This window comes from Maritimibacter fusiformis, assembly GCF_008086115.1.
Lineage (GTDB): Bacteria > Pseudomonadota > Alphaproteobacteria > Rhodobacterales > Rhodobacteraceae > Muriiphilus > Muriiphilus fusiformis.
The window spans coordinates 452495-469231 of the sequence record NZ_VSIY01000004.1 but is presented as its reverse complement, the minus strand read 5'-3'; the positions used below and the strand labels follow the sequence as shown (position 1 = coordinate 469231).

Here is a 16737-nt window from a genome sequence, read left to right as displayed (position 1 = left end):
TATCGCTGCCGATCAGGCCGCCAGCGCCGGGCTCTTGGACATGCGCTCGGGCGCGCCGGTGCCCATGTTGGTGCCCAGGTAGGTCTGGCCCGAAGCCTTCCAGTTGGCAAATCCACCCTCGAGATGCGCGATCCGTTCATAGCCCGCGTTGAGGCACAGTTCGGCGGCCTTCTTCGAGCGGATACCGGAGCCGCAATAGAGCACGACCGACTTGCCAAGCCCCGCCGGCAGGCTCGCCGTGGGCAGATAGGACAGGGGCGCAAGCAGCGTGCCCTCGATATGCTCGAACATGTATTCCGCCGGGGTGCGAACGTCGATCAGCACGATCTGTTTCTTCGCCAGCCCTTCGCGGACCTCGTCGGGGGTCCAGGTTTCCAGGGTCTTGCCGGTTTCGATGGTCTCGGTCTGCATGTCTTTCTCCTGTTCATGGGGCCGCGCGCCCGGGGTCGGTGTCGCCCGATGTAGAGGCGCGCGCGCGGGGAGAAAAGACGTATTCGATAAATTGAATGTGATTTGACAGGGCGGCACCGATCTGACCGCCGGCATGAAAAAGGCCGCCCCGGCGGGCGGCCTTTCCCCTGTTCGAAACAGGCGCAGAAATCAGTTCTGCGCGTAGTATTCGATGACCAGGTTCGGCTCCATCTGCACCGCGTAGGGCACGTCGCCAAGCGTCGGGGTGCGCACGAAGGTCGCCTTCATCTTGGAGTGGTCCGCGTCGATGTAGTCGGGCACGTCCCGCTCGGGCAGGCCAACGGCCTCGAGCACGGTGGCGAGTTGCTTGGACTTCTCGCGCACTTCGATCACGTCGCCCTCCTGGACCCGGTAGGACGGGATGTTCACGCGCTGGCCGTTCACCGTGACGTGGCCGTGGTTCACGAACTGGCGCGCGGCGAACACGGTCGGCACGAACTTGGCGCGGTAGACCACGGCGTCGAGGCGACGCTCGAGCAGGCCGATCAGGTTCTCGCCGGTGTCGCCCCGGATCCGCTCGGCCTCGGCATAGATGCGGCGGAACTGCTTTTCGGTCAGGTCGCCGTAGTAGCCCTTGAGCTTCTGCTTGGCGCGCAATTGCAGGCCGAAGTCCGACAGCTTGCCCTTGCGGCGCTGGCCGTGCTGGCCGGGGCCGTATTCGCGGCGGTTGACCGGGGATTTCGCGCGGCCCCAGATGTTTTCGCCCATCCGGCGGTCGATCTTGTACTTGGCAGACGTGCGTTTGGTCACGGCTGATCTCCTTCTGTGTTGTCGAAGGGCGTTGTCCTCTTGGCCGAAGCCATGACAGGGATCCCCTTGCGGGGGCCACCAACACCAATGAAGCGGCGCTTATACCGCCGTGGGCGAAGGAGTCAACGCCATAAGGCGCATCCGACCGTCAGGCGGCGTGCGACGACAGGATCGCCGCTTCGGCCCGGCTGAGGGCGCGGCGTGCATAGGCGCCGTATCGCGCGGGATCGCTGCCCAGATCGGGGATCATCGACATCAGCCGCGCGCGTTCCTCCGGGTCGACCGTGTCGAGGGCCGATCCGGCGGGATGAAAGCTCTCGGTCGCCAGCCCGTTGGCGATCACCACCTGGTGACGCTCAAGCAGCAGGTGCACATAGGTCACCTCGCGCAACGAATGGTCACGCACCACGCGCACATCGTCCACCAGGTCGCGGGCGCGCACGAACACCTCGTCGGTGTTGAACAGCGCCTGCGCCCGGGCACCCGTCACCAGCATCCGGTGGTTGGGCGAGACCAGCAGATCCTCGTCCGGCCGGTCGACCCCCAGAGCGCCCTGGCGCAGCCGGATCGGGCGCAACTCGGGCATGGCATAGAGCCGCGCGCCGGTCAGGCGTTTCCGTCCGATCCACAGCACCTCCTGCATCCCGTCGTCCTTGGTCTGCACGCGGTCGCCCTCGCGGATATCCTCGATCGCGATATCGCCGACATCTGTGCGGATGCGGGTGCCGGGGGTGAAACAGATCATGCCGGTCGGCCGCTCGGTGACGCGGTTGACCTCGGCGGCCTCCATCTGGGTGCGCACCACCCAAAGATCGGTGTCCGATGGCGGCACCCCGTCCAGCGCCATCAACAGCGGCGCGTGCCCGGCGCCGACCTCGATCAGCGTGAGACTATAGCTGCGATAGCCGTCGGTGACCTCGAAGCCGTATTCGAACAGCGGCGTGTCGTCCTCGGTGCGGGGCGCGCGCGCGCCCGGCCCGGCCATCGCCAACCCCACCAGGCGCCCCACCTTGCGCGCCGCCCGTCTGCGAAAGTCTGCCTCTCCCTCGGCACCGTCGAGCCGAAGCACATCCTGCGGGCCGTCGACCCGCACCGCCGTGCCGCTCCAGCGCCAGCTTGCGCCGACCCCGATCGCGGCGCGTGGCGGAATCGCCAGCCCATCAACCTCGGTCTGCGCCCATGAGATGACAAACGTGCCCTGAAAGCCCGTCATCTTGCCTGTCTGCCTGCCATTTTCTTTTTTATTGGCAGGAGCCTAGCACAGCCGAATCACCCTGTTAAGGGCTTGTCACGTCGATGCGGGCATCAGGGTTGCGCGCCGGTCACAGGGCCGGTCGGGCGCCGGGTTCAGAAATCCAGCCGGATTTGCAGCGATCCCACGACCTGGCTTTCGGGCTGCGCGCTGAATTCGCGGCCCAGCCATGTCGCGCCGTAGAAAATGCCGAAGTGCTCGCCCTGGTATTGCACCCCTGCCCGCACCCGGTGGCGCAGGGGCGTCAGGTCAAAGCCCGCCGAGGCCGGCAGGTAGACGCTGCGCCCGACCAGCGCGCTGTCGGCCCCCACCAGGAACCCCCAGCCCGGCAGCCGCGCGCTGTCGAACGTCTGGTAGGTGATGCCCGTGGTCTCGTCGCGCGCCAGAACGCCACGGTCGAACCCGGCGCCGATCAGGATGTCGCCGCCGATGCGGATATAGGTCTCGTCCCCCAGCCGCCCCTGCACGAAGGGCCGGAAGGTGACGTTTTCGGTGATCCGCGCGGGCCATGCGATCTCGCCTGCCAGCGTCGGGTGGAAGGCGTTGGGAAACTGCCCGTTCAGCACCGCCGCGGACGGCCGGGTCATCCCCATCATATCATGCGACCAGTCGTGGAAGGCGCCCACGCCGGTCATCGGACCGACCGCGACAAGCTCGGCCCCGAGGCTGAAGTCGAAGCCCCGGTCGGTGAAATGGGTATAGACGCCCAGCGCGCTGACCCCGGCATAGCGCCGGTCGCCCGGTGCCGGCGTCACGCCATTGGCGGGCGCCAGGATGCGGGTCGAAAAGCGGTATTCGATCAGCTCGCCAGCCCGCCCCGGCAGGCCGGTCAGGCCCTCGGGCCCGCGCATCCAGCTCATCTGGTAGGCGCCGCTGCGCCAGCGGTCCTGCCCGTCGCCCAGCGCATCGTTGGTGAACAACCGTCCGAAGCCGAGGCTCACGGTCTCACCGGCCCGCGCCGGGAGGGTTTGAAAAGACAAAAGAAGAATCAACGCTAGAAAGGGCGTTCGCATCGTAATTCCACAATTTGAGCGCCCCCACGCCGCGCCACTCTAGGCCGATTGTTCGATTTGGACTAGTGCAAAGTCGCAACGAATTCCGCCGCCGCGCCGGTCCGGTGCGCAGCGGATCGCCTTCACCCGCAACATGTAGCGGTGCGCGCAGCGGTCGTTTCCATCCGCGCATCAGTCCTTTTCGCGCCGGGACACGCCGGGCCGCGATTCGGCCCGGACGCCACCGGCTGCGAGTGGCAGCGCCGGGCGGCACGGTATTCGGGCCCGGCGCAAGCCCTGTGGTTTTCGGCCAAACGCCGCCTCAGCGGCGCGGGGTCAGCGGGATCGGGCGCTGTTCCTCGATCGTCTCCATCGCGAAGAACGAGGTCACGGTTTCCAGTTCGATCCGCGAGATCAGGCGGCGATAGACGGAATCATAACTCGCCATGTCCTGCGTCACGATCTTGAGCAGGTAGTCGTATTCGCCGCCGATCCGGTAGAAGTCGATCACCTCGGGGATCGACGAGACGTGGTTGCGGAACACGCTGAGCCAGTCGGCGGAATGGTGGCGCGTCTTGACCATCGCGAACACCACCAGACCAACGCCCAGCATCTCGCGCCGCAACAGCAGCGACCGGCCCTTGATGATGCCGTCGCGCTCAAGCCTCTGCAGACGCCGCCAGCAGGCGTTCTGCGACAGTCCGACGCGCTCGCCCAGTTCGCGCTGCGACAAGGATGAGTCGCGCTGGAGGGCTTCGAGGATCGACACGTCAATATGATCTAATTTATACGGCATCCTTCGATCATATGATCTAAAATTTCTGATGCAACCATGTTTTTTGGTGAAAATCCACACGATCCGGGCGCTATCATGACGGTCACCGCGACAGGATGACACAGGACGGCGCGCGACGGCGCCCCGGGCCACGCCTGACGCCAACAGACGGCACCTTGTGCATGGTAGAAATGGAGTCCCTCTTGAACCCTCTTGAGCAATTTCGGCAAGACCTCGAAGGCAACGACTGCGTGGCGCGTCTGCAGGGCGGGCTGATCGGCGATGGCATCACCATCGACGGCCCGTTCGGGAAGAAACCGCTGGTCTATGCCGATTACGTCGCCTCCGGGCGCGCGCTCAGGCAGGTCGAGGATTTCGTCGCCACCCATGTCCTGCCCTACTATGCCAACACCCACACCGAGGAATCCTATTGCGGCGCCTACAGCACGCAACTGCGCGAGGACGCCCGCAACACCATCGCGCGGCTGGTCGGGGCCGGGCCGGACTGCAACGTGATCTTCACCGGCTCGGGCGCGACCGCCGGGCTGAACCGGATCGTCAACCTGCTGGACATCGCGGCCCAGGTGCGCGCCGGCAAGTCGGTGCGCATCCTCGTCGGTCCCTATGAGCATCATTCCAACCTTCTGCCCTGGCGCGAAAGCGGGGCCGAGGTGATCGAGGTGCCCGAGGCCGCGACCGGCGGCCCCGACATGGCGATCCTCGAGCAGCACCTGGTCGACGCCAAGGCTTACGACATGGTGGTCGGGTCGTTCTCGGCCGCCTCCAACGTCACCGGCATCGTCACCGACACCGATGCGGTCACCGCGCTGTTGAAACGTCACGGCGCGCTGGCGATCTGGGATTATGCCGGCGGCGCGCCCTATCTGCCGATGGCGATGGAGCCGCGCGAGGATTGCCGCAAGGACGCCATCGTGTTCTCGGGCCACAAGTTCCCGGGCGGCCCCGGCGCCTCGGGCGTCACGGTGCTGCGCGACACGGTGGTGCGGCGCGCCACGCCGACCCTGCCGGGCGGCGGTTCGGTCAGCTATGTCACGCCCTGGTCGCACGCCTACAGCGCCAATGTCAGCGAGCGTGAAGAGGCCGGCACGCCGAACGTGATCGGCGACATCCGCGCGGTGCTGGCGATGCTGGTCAAGGACGCGATCGGCGACGACTTCGTGGCCAGCCGCGGCGAGGAACTGCGCCAGCGCGCGCTTGCGGTCTGGAGCAAGAACCCGGCCATCGAGATCCTCGGAAATCCCAGGGCCAACGACCGACTGCCGATCTTTTCCTTCCGCATCCGCGACAAGGACGGGGTGGTTCTGCATCACCAGCTGTTCACCCGGATGCTCAGCGATGTCTACGGCATCCAGGCGCGCGGCGGCTGCGCCTGCGCCGGGCCCTATGGCCACACGCTTCTGGGTATCGGCCGCGCCGCCTCGGACGCGATCCTCGAACGGCTGAAAGATGCCCACGAGATCGAGAAGCCGGGCTGGGTGCGCTTGAATTTCAGCTACCTGCTGAGCGACGAAAAGGCCGACTACATCGTCCGTTCGGTCGATGACCTGGCGCGCCGGGCGTCGGACTATGCCCGTGACTATGCCTCCGACGGTATCTCGGCGAGGTTCGAGCCGATGGCCGGCGGCGCCGACGACTCCGACCGGGCGGCGCAACGGGAGAAAGCCGCCATATGAAAGGCGCCCTCGGGAATCGCGATTTTCGCCACCTGTTCGCCTCGCAGCTGATGTCGCTGATCGGGGTCGGGCTGATGACGGTGGCGCTCGCGCTTCTGGCCTATGATATCGGCGGGCCGGCGCAGGCCGGGCTGGTGCTGTCGGGCGTTTTCACGATCAAGATGATCGCCTATGTCGGCTTTGCCCCGATCGCCAATTCGCTGGTCGGCAAACTTCCGGTCAAGCCGCTGCTGATCGGGCTCGACGCGGCCCGGCTCGGGCTGGCGCTCATGCTGCCGCTGGCCGGGTCGATCTGGCAGATCTACCTGTTGATGCTGTTGTTCCAGATGTGTTCGGCCGCCTTCACCCCGGCCTATCAGAGCACCATTCCCGAGGTTCTCGAGGACGAGGCGCAGTATACCGCGGCGCTGTCGCTGTCGCGGGTGGCCTACAACCTGGAGACCATGCTCAGCCCGATCATGGCGGGCGTGCTCTTGTTGCTGGTGGCACCGCCGGCGCTGTTTCTGGGCACGGCGCTGGCCTTTGCATTGTCGGCGATGCTGCTGGTCAGCACCTCGCTGCCCGCCCGCGTCGTCACCGGCGTGTCCGAGTCGTTCGGCAAGCGGCTGAGCAAGGGGTTCAAGATCTATCTGCACACCACCCGGCTGCGCGGGCTTCTGGCGATCAACTTCGCGATGTCGCTGACGATGGCCTGGGTGCTGGTCAATACGGTGGCCTATGCCGGGCTGCGTTTCGACGGCAACGCCAATGCCTACACCAACCTGATGGCCGCCTACGGGGCCGGGTCGATCACTGCCGCGGTGCTGGTGCCGCGCCTGTTGCGCCACCTGACCGAGCGCCGGGTGATGATCTTCGGCGCCTTCGGCATGGGCGCGCTGGCCACGACCATCCTGTTCGAGCCGGGGTTCGGCGCGCTGCTGGCGCTCTGGGCCGGGATGGGCATGATGTCGTCGCTGGTCCTGACCCCCGGGGCGCTGTTGATCGTGCGCTCGTCGGCGCGGGAAAACCGACCGGCGCTGTTCGCCGCGCAGTTCTCGCTGTCGCACGCCGCCTGGCTGATCGCCTACCCGCTGTCGGGCTGGCTGGGCACCGTGCTGGGGCTGGAAACCGCGCTGGTGGTGCTGGGTCTGTCGACAGTGATCATCGCGCTTGTGACCGTCCGGGTCTGGCCGGCGCATGACCCGCTGGAACGCGAGCATCTGCACGAAGGACTGCCGCTGTCGCATCCGCATGTGCAGGCCGGCCCCTACCGTCAGCTTGAAGGCGGGCGCGGCATCGTGCATTCACACAAGTTTCACATCGACGACCTGCATCCAAGATGGCCAAGAGGGGCAACCCATGTGTAGCATGGGCCTCCCCGGGGCGGGTGTGCAGAGACGAGGACCGGACAGACAAGGCATGACGGACTGAAATGACGGACGACAACAACCTCATCGTCGGAATCGCCGGAGCCGGATCGGTGGCCTTCGCCACCGCGGCGCGGCTGGCCGAACGCGGATTTCAGGCCATGTTGTGGTCGCCCTCGGGCAGCCGCACCAAGGCACTGGCGGCGGGCGCCGAACTGGTCGCCACCGGCGCTGTCGAAGGCCGCTCGCGCCCGCTGGTCGCGGACAGTGCCGAGGCGCTGGCCGAAAAAAGCGACGTGCTGATGATCGTGGTGCCGGGTTACGGCCACAAGGCGGTGATGGACGCGCTGTCGCCGCATGTCCGCGCGGGCCAACCGGTAATCATCAATTCGCATTCCTCGCTGGGCGCGCTCTACCTGTCGGATAAACTGGCCCGGCGCGGCGTCGAGGCGCCGATCGTGGCCTGGGGCACCACGATGGTGGGCGGACGCCAGCAGCCGGACCTGACCCATGTGCATGTCTCGACGGTGCGCAAGAGCGTCGATATCTGCACCGTGCCCGCACATCTGTCCGACGACGGGCTGGCGATCTGCCAGCGCCTGTTCGGCGACCGGTTTGCGGTGCGCGACGGGCTGATGGCGATCTCGCTCTCGAACCTCAATCCGCAGAACCACATGGGCATCGCGCTGGGCAACATGACCCGGATGGAGCGTGGCGAGACATGGAGCCAGGGCCAGAACGTCACCCCCAATGTCGGCCGCCTGCTCGAGGCGCTGGACCGCGAGCGGCTGGCCATTGCCGAGGCGCTGGGCCTGTCGGTGCGCACGATATTCGAGCATTTCCACTGGTCCTTCCACGTCCCGATCGCCAGTATTTCCGAGATGAATCAGCAGATGCACGCGAACGGCAACGGCGGCACCGGCCCGGCCACCGCCGACAGCCGCTATGTCACCGAGGACGTGCCCTTCGGGCTGGTGGTGACCGCGAAGCTCGGCCAGATGACCGGCCGGCCCGCGACGCTGCACCAGGCCGGGGTGGATGTGTTCTCGGCCATGTATGGGCGCGATTTCGCCCGCGAGAACACGCTGCTCGACGCCATCGGGCTCGATGGCATGACCCTTGACGAATTGCAGGAGGCCGCGCGCAGCGGTGTCCTGCCGGACGACCCAACGCGAACCGGCCATGGCGGCAGCCGCGTTTCGGGGCCGTCGACCTAGCCCGCCAGAGACCACCAATGTCAACTCAGGGAGAGAGACACATGACCAAACTGATCCAATCCAGGCGCCGTTTTCTGGGCACCGCCATGGGTGCAGGCGCATTGCTTGCTTCGCCCGCCTACCTGCGGTCTTCGGCCGCGCAGACCGGCGGCGTGGTGAACATCTGGACCTATGACGAGTTCATTCCCGACGACGTCAAGAAGGACTTCGAGAAGGAAACCGGCATCGAGGTCCGCATCCGCCTGGTCGACGACCAGGGCAAGCAGTTCAACCTGCTGGTGGCCGAACAGCCGAACCCGTCGGTCGATATCCTGACCGTCGCCGGCCACCGCTTCCTGCAGTTCATCGACTCGGGCCTGATCGCCCCGATGGACACCGAACGCCTGGCCAACTGGGGCGCGATCAACCCGGTCTATTCGGAAAGCGACTGGGCCACGATCAACGGCGAGAAGTGGGGCGTTCCGATCCTGTCGGGGGCCGAAATCATGGCCTACAACACCGACTACGTGCCGGAAGACCGCCGCAACACCTGGGACACGCTGTTCTCGGAAGACTACAAGCAGCAGACCGCCTATATCCCGTCCGACCTGATGTCGATCGTCATGCTCTACCTTGGCTATGACGGCAACATGATCGAATACATGGACGACCCGGACGAGGCCGCCCGGATCGTGGCGGAAGCGCGCGATTTCCTGATCGAGAAGAAGCCGCTGGTGCGCAAGTACTACGACTCGGGCGCCGAGATTCAGCAGATGCTGGTGAACCAGGACGTCGTGCTGTGCCACGCCTGGAACGGCCCGATCTCCAAGCTGATCATGGACGGTCTGCCGATGGGGATGAGCATTCCGAAGGAAGGTTCCTACGGCTTTGTCTACACGCTGAACGTCGCCAACAACGCGCCGAACGCGGACAACGCCTACAAGTTCCTCGACGCGATGATGGCCAGCTCCGAGATCGGTGCGGCGATGACCCAGTCGACCGGGTTCATCTCGACCTACAAGGGTTCGGCCGAGCACCTGTCGGATCTCGAGAAGGCCGCGGCCTCGTTCCCCGAGGAGCAGCTGGAGAACCTGCAGTTCTTCCGCGCCGAAGCCAACGACATGAAATATGCGCTGGTCGATCCGGCGGTCGAAGAAATCAAAGCCTCCTGACCGGACGGCGCCCCCCTCATCACGGTGGGGGGCGCCACACCTGCTTTCGCTGCGGACAACCCTGCGCCACGGAATGGTCGTGGCTGACAAGGAACTCAGATGTCTACAACACCCAAACCAGATGCCGCCGACGGCATTGCCCCCGGCGGGGCGACGCGCGGCAGCGACCGGCCGACCTTCTGGGGCCGACTGACACACGCCGGGCCTTACCGCGCGGTCACTGATTTCGTTTTCGCGTCGACCCGGCGGCAATTCATCCTGCTGGCGGCGTTGCCGATCGTGTGGGTGCTGTTCGCCCACCTCGGCCCGATCCTGCAAATGATCCGCGTCAGTTTTCTGGATTCCTATCCGCCCGCGGTCGGCTATACGCCGCAGTTCACGCTGGACAACTGGGCAAGCTTTTTCAAGGAAAGCATCTTTATCAAACCGTTCTTCCGCACCCTGATGTTCTCGCTGTCGCTGACCTTCGCGACGCTGGTGCTGATCTATCCGGTGGCCTATTTCCTGGCGCGCCACGTCAAGCGCGACAATCAGATGCTGCTGCTCCTGATGCTGCTGATCCCGTTCTGGGTCGGTGAGATCGTGCGCACCTATGCGATCATGATCCTTCTGGGCAACACCGGCGCGGTCAACCTGATCCTCAAGACGCTGGGTCTGATCGACCGGCCGATCCCGTTCATGTTCACCGGCTTTTCGCTCAGCTTCGGCATCGTCTACCTGACGTCGCTCTACATGCTCATGCCGCTCTATTCGGCGCTCGAAAAGATCCCGCCCACCTATACCGAGGCGGCCGCCGATCTGGGTGCCGGCGCCTGGACCCGGTTCCGGCGCGTGACGCTGCCGCTGTCGCTCGAGGGGATCTCGTCGGGCTGCACGCTGGTGTTCCTGATCTCGACCGGGCTTTACGCCACGCCGATCCTTCTGGGCGGACCCAGCACGACGCTGTTTTCCCAGACCATTGCCGGCTTCTTCCATGTCGCGGGCGACAAGTGGCCCACCGGGGCCGCGTTCTCGACGATCATGCTGCTGACGGCGCTCATCCTTTCCGGAACCTTCATGAAGCTGATCGGCTCACTCACCAGGGGGCCCCAGAAATGACCCGCAATACCCGCATCCTGATGTCGATCGTCTACTGGGCGTTCGTCGTCTACCTGTTCGTGCCGCTGCTTCTGATGGTCCTGATGGGGTTCAAGGACTCGAACTTCATCGGCTTCCCGATCAAGTCCTGGACGCTGGACTGGTATATCGGCGTGTTCAAGGACTCCGAGGTGGTCAGCGTGTTCCTCTACTCGACGGTGATCGCCGTCACCAGCACGCTGATCTCGCTGACCATCGGCACCTGGATCTCGGTCCTGCTGGCGGGGCGGTCGTTCTTCGGGCGCATCATCATCTTCGGGCTCACCATCCTGCCGGCGGTCATTCCCGGCATCATCTCGGCGATTTCCTTTCGCATCTTCGCCAACCTTCTCGGCATCCAGACCGGGATGTTCGCGATCATCTGGGCGCACGCGGTGCACAACGTGCCGTTCGTCGTCCTGGTGGTGATGGCCCGGCTGGCGACCCTGCCGAAAAGCCACACCGAGGCGGCGATGGACCTGGGTGCCGACAAGATCGTGAGCTTCTTTCGCGTCACGCTTCCGTATCTCAAGCCGGCGCTGATCGGCGCCGGTGTGTTCTGCATGCTTCTGAGCTTCGACGATTTCGTCCGGTCGTTCTTCCTGGGTGGCTACAAGCCGACCCTGCCGGTCCTGATCTTCTCGAAACTCCGCTCCGGCATGTCGCCCGAGATCAACGCAATTGCCACCGTCGTCCTCGTGATGACTGCCGTGATGGGCATCTGGGCCGAGCGCTCGATGCGCCGCATGGGAAAGGGAACCTGAACCATGTCAAACACTGACAACACAATCGTCCACATCGACGGGATCTCGAAATCCTTCGGCAAGACCGTCGCGCTGCAAAAGCTGGACATGAAGATCAACGCGGGCGAGTTCGTCACCTTCCTCGGCCCCTCAGGCTGCGGCAAGTCGACGACCCTGCGCATCCTCGGCGGGTTCGAACGGCCCGACGGCGGGCGCGTGCTGCTGAGCGGCAAGGACGTGACGCACCTGCCGCCGAACAAGCGCAAGGTCAACATGGTGTTCCAGGACTATGCGCTGTTCCCGCACATGACGGTGATGCGCAACGTGTCGTTCGGGCTGGAACTCAAGCGCATGACCAAGGATCAGATCGCGGCCCGGGTCGACGAGCTTCTGTCGTTCCTGGAGCTCGATGCCTTCCGCGACCGCTTCCCCGACCAGCTTTCGGGCGGTCAGCGGCAGCGCGTCGCACTGGCCCGCGCGCTGGCCCCGGACCCGGAGCTTCTGCTGCTGGACGAGCCGCTGGGCGCCCTCGATGCCCGGCTGCGTGCCCAGGTTCAGGTTGAACTGAAAGACATCCAGCGGCGCACCGGCAAGACCTTCTTTTTCGTCACCCACGACCAGGACGAGGCGCTGACCATGTCCGACCGGATCGTGGTGATGAACCAGGGCCGGGTCGAACAGGACGGCACGCCCGAAGACCTCTATCTGCGCCCGAAAAGCCGCTTTGTGGCCGAGTTCATCGGCGACACCAACCTGATCAGCGGCGAGGTCAAGCACGCCAAGGACGGCAAGGTCGATATCGACTGGTTCGGGATGAACGTGCAGGGGCGGTCGTTCGACTACACGCCGCGCACGGGCGAGCTGGTGACGGCGGCGCTCAGGCTCGAGAAGGTCGGGTTCTACGACAAGAAGCCCGAGACCGGCAACGCCGTGCAGGGCAAGATCGTCAACCGGGTGTTCAAGGGCAGCCGGACGGCCGTCGATGTGCGCGTCGGCGACGTGAATACCGCAATCCTCAAGGCCTACGTCGACGGCGACGTGCCCGACGATGTCTGGCTGGGCTGGGATTCCGCGAACATGGCGGTGCTTCAGGACTGACACCGCCTGCCGCCGCCGGGTCCGTCCCGGCGGCCCCTCAACCCTATCGGAGTAGTAGAAAATGAACAAACGCGAACGCTTTTACGCGGCCGTGGCGGGCGAGCCGGTCGACCGCCCGCCCCTGTCCGTCTGGATGCATTTCGTCACCCCCTACATGGACGGGCAACAGGCCGCCGAGAGGCATTGCGAGTTTTTCCGGCAATACGACTGGGATCTCGCCAAGGCGGTCAGCGACTATCGCCACCCCATGCCCGACGGGATGGAAACGATCGAGACCGCCGCCGACATGGGCCGGATCACGGTGCAGTCGATGGACCACCCGACCTATGCCAACCAGATCGCGCTGCTCAATGGCATCCGCGCCGAGCTTGGCGAAGACTGGCCGGTGATCGACACCACCTTCGACCCGATCCAGCAGATCCTGCGCCATGCCGGGTTCTCGACCATGCAGATCATCCTCGACAACCCCGAAGCCGCCAAGCCGATGCTCGAGGCCGCGACCGAGACGGTCATCCTCTACATGCGCGAACTGGAAAAGAACGGCGTGGACGGTGTGTTCTACTCGACCCGCGCGGCGGCCCAGGAAGACTGCGTGCAGGGCTTCACCCAGGACGCCTTCGAGGAGCTGATGCGGCCCTACGACCTGGCCATTCTCGAGGAAACCAAGGGCGTGGTGCGGATGCTGCATGCCTGCAAATCGCATCTCGATCTCGAACGGGTGGCGGATTATCCGCACGAGGTTCTGAGCTGGGCGGCGCACGACAAAACCTGCCCGACCATCGCCGAGATGCGCCCGCGCACCGACAAGTGCATCATGGCCGGCATCGACCAGGCCCGCGTGATCGAACAGTCGCGCCCGGAAATCCGCCACGACATCGACGAGGCGCTGGCGGTGACCGGCGGGCAGAACTTCATTCTCGCACCGGGCTGCACCTTCGGGTCGAACGCCCCGGCGCATGTGCTCGACACCATCGCGGAATATGGCCGCGACTGGAAAGCGGCCTGACACCGGAGGACGCATGACGCAGTCGGGGCCGGTCGGGTTCATCGGGTTGGGCGTGATGGGCGGCGCCATGGCGCGCCGCCTGATCGGCGCCGGGTATGAGGTTCATATCCACGCCCGCAACCCCGACCGCGCCGCGCCGGTCCTTGCGCTCGGCGCGCATTGGGCCGGCGATATCGCCGCCCTCGCCCGGACCTGCCGCACGATCTTTACCATCGTCGGCGGGCCGGATGACGTGGCCGCGCTCTATCTCGGCGAGGCCGGGCTGATCGCAAACGCCGCACCGGGAACGGTGCTTGTCGACATGACCACCTCGACCCCCGATCTCGCCCGCCGGATCGCGTCCGAGGCCGCGTCCCGTGGGGTGTCGGCGCTTGACGCACCCGTGACCGGCGGCGCACCCGGGGCCGAGGTCGGCACGCTGACCTTCATGGTCGGGGGTGACACCGGGGCGCTCGACGCCGTGCGGCCGATGCTCTGGACGATGGGCGCCACCATCTTCGCCATGGGTCCGGCGGGTTCGGGGCAGATCACCAAGGCCAGCAACCAGGTGGCCGTCGCGGGCATCCTGATGGGTCTGGCCGAGGCGCTGCACCATGCCGAGACCGCGGGCATCGCGCCCGAAAAGGTGCTCGAAGTCCTGATGACCGGCACCGCGGGCGGGCCGCTGATGCAGCGTCTGGGGCCAAAAATGGTCGCGGGCGACAGCACGGCGAGCTTTGCCATAGATCATTTCATCAAGGATCTTGGCATCGCGCTCGACACCGCGCCGCTGCCCGGCGCCGCACTATGCCGCGACCTCTACCGCGACCTCGCGGCGGAAGGCGGCGGCGCCAAGGGCATCCAGGCGCTGATCGAGCATTACCGGCGGTCCTGAACCGCCCTAGCCGATGATGCCGCCCGTTTGCATCGCGTCGATCTCGTCCGATGAAAACTTCAGACTTTCCATGGTCTTGCGCGTGGCCTCCGACCCGCCAGGGGGCGGATCGCCCCGGTCCGCAACGCCGCCGAACGGCGCCAGTTGCGCGACCTCGCCCCGTTCGGGATGAGCATAGCCGGAGAACACGCCCCGCGCGCCCCAATGCGGGTCCGAGGCCAGTTCGTCGATGCCCAGAACCGGCGTGACGCAGGCATCCACATCGGCAAACAGCGCCGTCCATTCGTCACGCGACCGGCGCGCGAACGCCGCCGCGATATCGGCGCGCAGGTCGTCCTGCGCCTCTGGGTCATACTGGCGTTGCGGGCCGCTTTCGATGCCAAGCACCTCGCACAGATTGGCGAAGAACTTCGGCTCCACCGCGCCCACCGCCATCGCGCCGCCGCCAGCGGTGGCGTAGATCGAGTAGCAGGCAAACCCGCCGTTCACCACGGTCGGGCGCGACTGCCCGGTGACCAGCGCCCGGTCGATGTCGAGCGACAACAGGTGCAGCACCCCCTCGGCGGCGGACACGTCGAGGTATTGCCCCTTGCCGGTGGCCTGACGCGCCACCAGCGCGGCCATGATGCGCAGCGCAGCCTGCCAGCCGCCGCCGGCACTGTCGGCCAGCGTCATGCCGGGCATCGCGGGCTTGCCCTCGGCGTCCCGGCCCGCCAGCGCCAGCCCGCCGCTGACCGCCTGGTAGTTCAGATCATGCCCCGCCCGCGTCGCCATCGGCCCGGTCTGGCCATAGCCGGTCGTCGAGCAATAGACGACGGCGGGATTGGCGGCGCTGACCGGGCCATAGTCAATGCCCAGCCGCTTAGCGACACCGGGGCGAAACCCCTCGACCACCACATCGGCAGCCTTGACCATGCGCCGGAACGCCTCGGCCGCACCGGGCGCTTTCAGGTCAAACGTCACCTTCTCGGCCCCGCGCATCGCGCCATAGGCGTGCCATTCCAGCGTCGCCCGCCCCGAGGCCGCAGGAGGCTCCAGCCTGATCCAGCGCGCGCCGAGGTCGGCCAGCAGCCGCACGCAGCGCGCCGAAGGCCCTGCCCCGGCCAGGTCGATCACCGTGATGCCCGAAAGGTCTTGTGTCATGTCCGCATCCCTGCCCCGCTCGCGCGTTACGTGCGCGCCTCATCGAACGGCTCCAGCTCGGCCAGCAGCCAGCGGTCGGCCTTGCGGTTCCACGGGTTCTCGCCGCCCTGTTCGGACGGCAGCGCCACCGTCACCATCGTCGCGGTGGCGAGCCTGTCGCCCGCCTTGGCCTCGACGTTCACATCCACCCAACTGCACCCGGCGCTGTCCGTGGTGATGCGCTTCACCTCGCCCGAGATTTCCAGCACGTCGCCGGGACAGATCGAACTGCGCATCCGAAATTTCATCCGTCCCAGCCGCGCCATCGGCCCGGCCCAGTCGGTGATGTAACGGCTCATCCACCCGGCTTGGTTGGGGGTGTTCATCACGATCCCCGGCAGGCCGACACGGATGCACCATTCGTGGTCGTGGTGCTGCGGCTGATAATCGCGCGAGGCCGAGGCGCCCATCACGATGGTCGTGGGCGTCACCGGCACCGTGAGCACCGGCAGCCTGTCCCCCACCGAAATCTGATCGGCGCTGAGGTTCTTCATTGTCTGGCCCATCATGCCGCCTCCCGGTTGTAGCAATAGAAGTTGAAGCGGTCGATCGACACCATGTCGCCGTTCTGGTTGCGGAACTCGACCTGCGCGGTCCAGTCGCGCCCGGTGCCCAGCCGGTTGGTGCGAAGCTCGCCGCATTTCGAGATGAACGAGGTCACGGTGATGCGGTCGCCCAGCCGGAGCGGTTCGTAATATTCCGCCTCGATCGAGCCGACGATGCCCTGTTTCAGCCCGGTGAACTCCTTGAACGAGAAATGCGCCTCGACCGGCAGGCGCGGCCAGACGCGCGGCGCGTCCGGCTCGACGCCGTGGATGTCCCAGACCTGTTCGGGCCGGCGCGGCGACCAGCGGTAGGAGGTGGCGAAGGTCGACGCCATCGGCGCGGGGGCAATGATTCCGCCGGTGATATCCTCGGCCACCGCGTCATCCCAATAGACAGGGTTGGCGTCGCGCACGGCCTCGAGCCAGTGCATGATCGCGCCGCGTTCCACCACCAGCTCGGCCTCGTGCTCAAAGCGAAAACCGATCCAGTCTTCCAGTTTTTCCGGCAGTTTCAATGTCATGCCC

General features: G+C 65.9%; 17 protein-coding genes. 9 read left to right on the top strand and 8 right to left on the bottom strand.

The genetic code is table 11. From position 1 onward, the window contains the following. Positions 1 to 12 precede the first annotated feature (12 nt). From FVF75_RS06345 to FVF75_RS06325, 5 genes are all read right to left on the bottom strand, one after another. Positions 13 to 411 carry a rhodanese-like domain-containing protein gene (locus FVF75_RS06345; RefSeq protein ID WP_148377099.1) on the bottom strand — a complete coding sequence of 133 codons (399 nt, stop codon included), beginning with the start codon at positions 409 to 411 and terminating at the stop codon, positions 13 to 15. A 189-nt stretch (positions 412 to 600) separates the two neighbouring features. Further along, positions 601 to 1221: a 30S ribosomal protein S4 gene (gene rpsD / locus FVF75_RS06340; protein ID WP_148377098.1), complete on the bottom strand. Its 621-nt coding sequence runs from the start codon at positions 1219 to 1221 to the stop codon at positions 601 to 603. A gap of 148 nt (positions 1222 to 1369) precedes the next feature. After that, the gene (locus FVF75_RS06335) at positions 1370 to 2434 is read right to left on the bottom strand and encodes a Hint domain-containing protein (protein WP_148377097.1); all 1065 of its coding nucleotides are present in this window, start codon (positions 2432 to 2434) and stop codon (positions 1370 to 1372) included. Positions 2435 to 2568: 134 nt separating this feature from the next. Continuing rightward, positions 2569 to 3486 carry a lipid A-modifier LpxR family protein gene (locus FVF75_RS06330; RefSeq protein WP_148377096.1) on the bottom strand — a complete coding sequence of 306 codons (918 nt, stop codon included), beginning with the start codon at positions 3484 to 3486 and terminating at the stop codon, positions 2569 to 2571. A gap of 301 nt (positions 3487 to 3787) precedes the next feature. Then, on the bottom strand, positions 3788 to 4261 hold the full coding sequence (locus tag FVF75_RS06325; protein ID WP_148377095.1) for an Lrp/AsnC family transcriptional regulator: 474 nt from the start codon (positions 4259 to 4261) through the stop codon (positions 3788 to 3790). 170 nt (positions 4262 to 4431) lie between these two features. Between FVF75_RS06325 and FVF75_RS06320 the strand changes: the two genes are divergently transcribed. The 9 genes from FVF75_RS06320 (at position 4432) to FVF75_RS06280 (ending at position 14485) form a co-directional block, all read left to right on the top strand. Next, a complete protein-coding gene (locus tag FVF75_RS06320; protein ID WP_187392990.1) occupies positions 4432 to 5934 on the top strand; it encodes an aminotransferase class V-fold PLP-dependent enzyme in 1503 nt (500 codons plus the stop codon). Next, positions 5931 to 7280, top strand: a complete 1350-nt coding sequence (locus FVF75_RS06315) for an MFS transporter (protein ID WP_148377093.1) — start codon at positions 5931 to 5933, stop codon at positions 7278 to 7280. Before FVF75_RS06320 ends, FVF75_RS06315 begins: the two co-directional genes overlap by 4 nt. Positions 7281 to 7345: 65 nt before the next feature. Next, positions 7346 to 8497 carry an NAD/NADP octopine/nopaline dehydrogenase family protein gene (locus FVF75_RS06310; RefSeq protein ID WP_148377092.1) on the top strand — a complete coding sequence of 384 codons (1152 nt, stop codon included), beginning with the start codon at positions 7346 to 7348 and terminating at the stop codon, positions 8495 to 8497. A gap of 41 nt (positions 8498 to 8538) precedes the next feature. After that, complete coding sequence (locus tag FVF75_RS06305; protein WP_148377091.1) at positions 8539 to 9648, top strand: ABC transporter substrate-binding protein; 1110 nt, start codon at positions 8539 to 8541, stop codon at positions 9646 to 9648. 99 nt (positions 9649 to 9747) lie between these two features. After that, positions 9748 to 10746, top strand: coding sequence for an ABC transporter permease (locus FVF75_RS06300; protein ID WP_148377090.1), 999 nt, complete (start codon positions 9748 to 9750; stop codon positions 10744 to 10746). Further along, on the top strand, positions 10743 to 11528 hold the full coding sequence (locus FVF75_RS06295) for an ABC transporter permease (RefSeq protein ID WP_148377089.1): 786 nt from the start codon (positions 10743 to 10745) through the stop codon (positions 11526 to 11528). Before FVF75_RS06300 ends, FVF75_RS06295 begins: the two co-directional genes overlap by 4 nt. A gap of 3 nt (positions 11529 to 11531) precedes the next feature. Continuing rightward, positions 11532 to 12605, top strand: a complete 1074-nt coding sequence (locus FVF75_RS06290; protein WP_148377088.1) for an ABC transporter ATP-binding protein — start codon at positions 11532 to 11534, stop codon at positions 12603 to 12605. Positions 12606 to 12666: 61 nt separating this feature from the next. Continuing rightward, on the top strand, positions 12667 to 13611 hold the full coding sequence (locus tag FVF75_RS06285) for a uroporphyrinogen decarboxylase family protein (protein WP_148377087.1): 945 nt from the start codon (positions 12667 to 12669) through the stop codon (positions 13609 to 13611). Between the two features lie 13 nt (positions 13612 to 13624). Then, positions 13625 to 14485 carry an NAD(P)-dependent oxidoreductase gene (locus FVF75_RS06280; RefSeq protein ID WP_148377086.1) on the top strand — a complete coding sequence of 287 codons (861 nt, stop codon included), beginning with the start codon at positions 13625 to 13627 and terminating at the stop codon, positions 14483 to 14485. A gap of 6 nt (positions 14486 to 14491) precedes the next feature. Here the strand turns inward: FVF75_RS06280 and FVF75_RS06275 are convergent, their stop codons facing one another. The 3 genes from FVF75_RS06275 to FVF75_RS06265 are packed head-to-tail and all read right to left on the bottom strand — an operon-like array spanning position 14492 to position 16733. After that, on the bottom strand, positions 14492 to 15628 hold the full coding sequence (locus FVF75_RS06275) for a CaiB/BaiF CoA transferase family protein (RefSeq protein ID WP_148377085.1): 1137 nt from the start codon (positions 15626 to 15628) through the stop codon (positions 14492 to 14494). A 26-nt stretch (positions 15629 to 15654) separates the two neighbouring features. Then, positions 15655 to 16176 (bottom strand): MaoC/PaaZ C-terminal domain-containing protein, encoded by a 522-nt coding sequence (locus FVF75_RS06270; RefSeq protein WP_217353168.1) that lies wholly within the window; start codon positions 16174 to 16176, stop codon positions 15655 to 15657. Then, positions 16173 to 16733 (bottom strand): FAS1-like dehydratase domain-containing protein, encoded by a 561-nt coding sequence (locus FVF75_RS06265; protein ID WP_148377084.1) that lies wholly within the window; start codon positions 16731 to 16733, stop codon positions 16173 to 16175. The genes FVF75_RS06270 and FVF75_RS06265 overlap by 4 nt, the downstream gene beginning before the upstream one ends. Positions 16734 to 16737: the final 4 nt, after the last annotated feature.

Coding starts and splice junctions, on each gene's coding strand:
- FVF75_RS06345 (WP_148377099.1), bottom strand. CDS start 411: ATGCAGACCGAGACCATCGAAACCGGCAAGACCCTGGAAACCTGGACC.
- FVF75_RS06335 (WP_148377097.1), bottom strand. CDS start 2,434: ATGACGGGCTTTCAGGGCACGTTTGTCATCTCATGGGCGCAGACCGAG.
- FVF75_RS06330 (WP_148377096.1), bottom strand. CDS start 3,486: ATGCGAACGCCCTTTCTAGCGTTGATTCTTCTTTTGTCTTTTCAAACC.
- FVF75_RS06325 (WP_148377095.1), bottom strand. CDS start 4,261: ATGCCGTATAAATTAGATCATATTGACGTGTCGATCCTCGAAGCCCTC.
- FVF75_RS06320 (WP_187392990.1), top strand. CDS start 4,432: ATGGAGTCCCTCTTGAACCCTCTTGAGCAATTTCGGCAAGACCTCGAA.
- FVF75_RS06315 (WP_148377093.1), top strand. CDS start 5,931: ATGAAAGGCGCCCTCGGGAATCGCGATTTTCGCCACCTGTTCGCCTCG.
- FVF75_RS06310 (WP_148377092.1), top strand. CDS start 7,346: ATGACGGACGACAACAACCTCATCGTCGGAATCGCCGGAGCCGGATCG.
- FVF75_RS06305 (WP_148377091.1), top strand. CDS start 8,539: ATGACCAAACTGATCCAATCCAGGCGCCGTTTTCTGGGCACCGCCATG.
- FVF75_RS06300 (WP_148377090.1), top strand. CDS start 9,748: ATGTCTACAACACCCAAACCAGATGCCGCCGACGGCATTGCCCCCGGC.
- FVF75_RS06295 (WP_148377089.1), top strand. CDS start 10,743: ATGACCCGCAATACCCGCATCCTGATGTCGATCGTCTACTGGGCGTTC.
- FVF75_RS06290 (WP_148377088.1), top strand. CDS start 11,532: ATGTCAAACACTGACAACACAATCGTCCACATCGACGGGATCTCGAAA.
- FVF75_RS06285 (WP_148377087.1), top strand. CDS start 12,667: ATGAACAAACGCGAACGCTTTTACGCGGCCGTGGCGGGCGAGCCGGTC.
- FVF75_RS06280 (WP_148377086.1), top strand. CDS start 13,625: ATGACGCAGTCGGGGCCGGTCGGGTTCATCGGGTTGGGCGTGATGGGC.
- FVF75_RS06275 (WP_148377085.1), bottom strand. CDS start 15,628: ATGACACAAGACCTTTCGGGCATCACGGTGATCGACCTGGCCGGGGCA.
- FVF75_RS06270 (WP_217353168.1), bottom strand. CDS start 16,176: ATGATGGGCCAGACAATGAAGAACCTCAGCGCCGATCAGATTTCGGTG.
- FVF75_RS06265 (WP_148377084.1), bottom strand. CDS start 16,733: ATGACATTGAAACTGCCGGAAAAACTGGAAGACTGGATCGGTTTTCGC.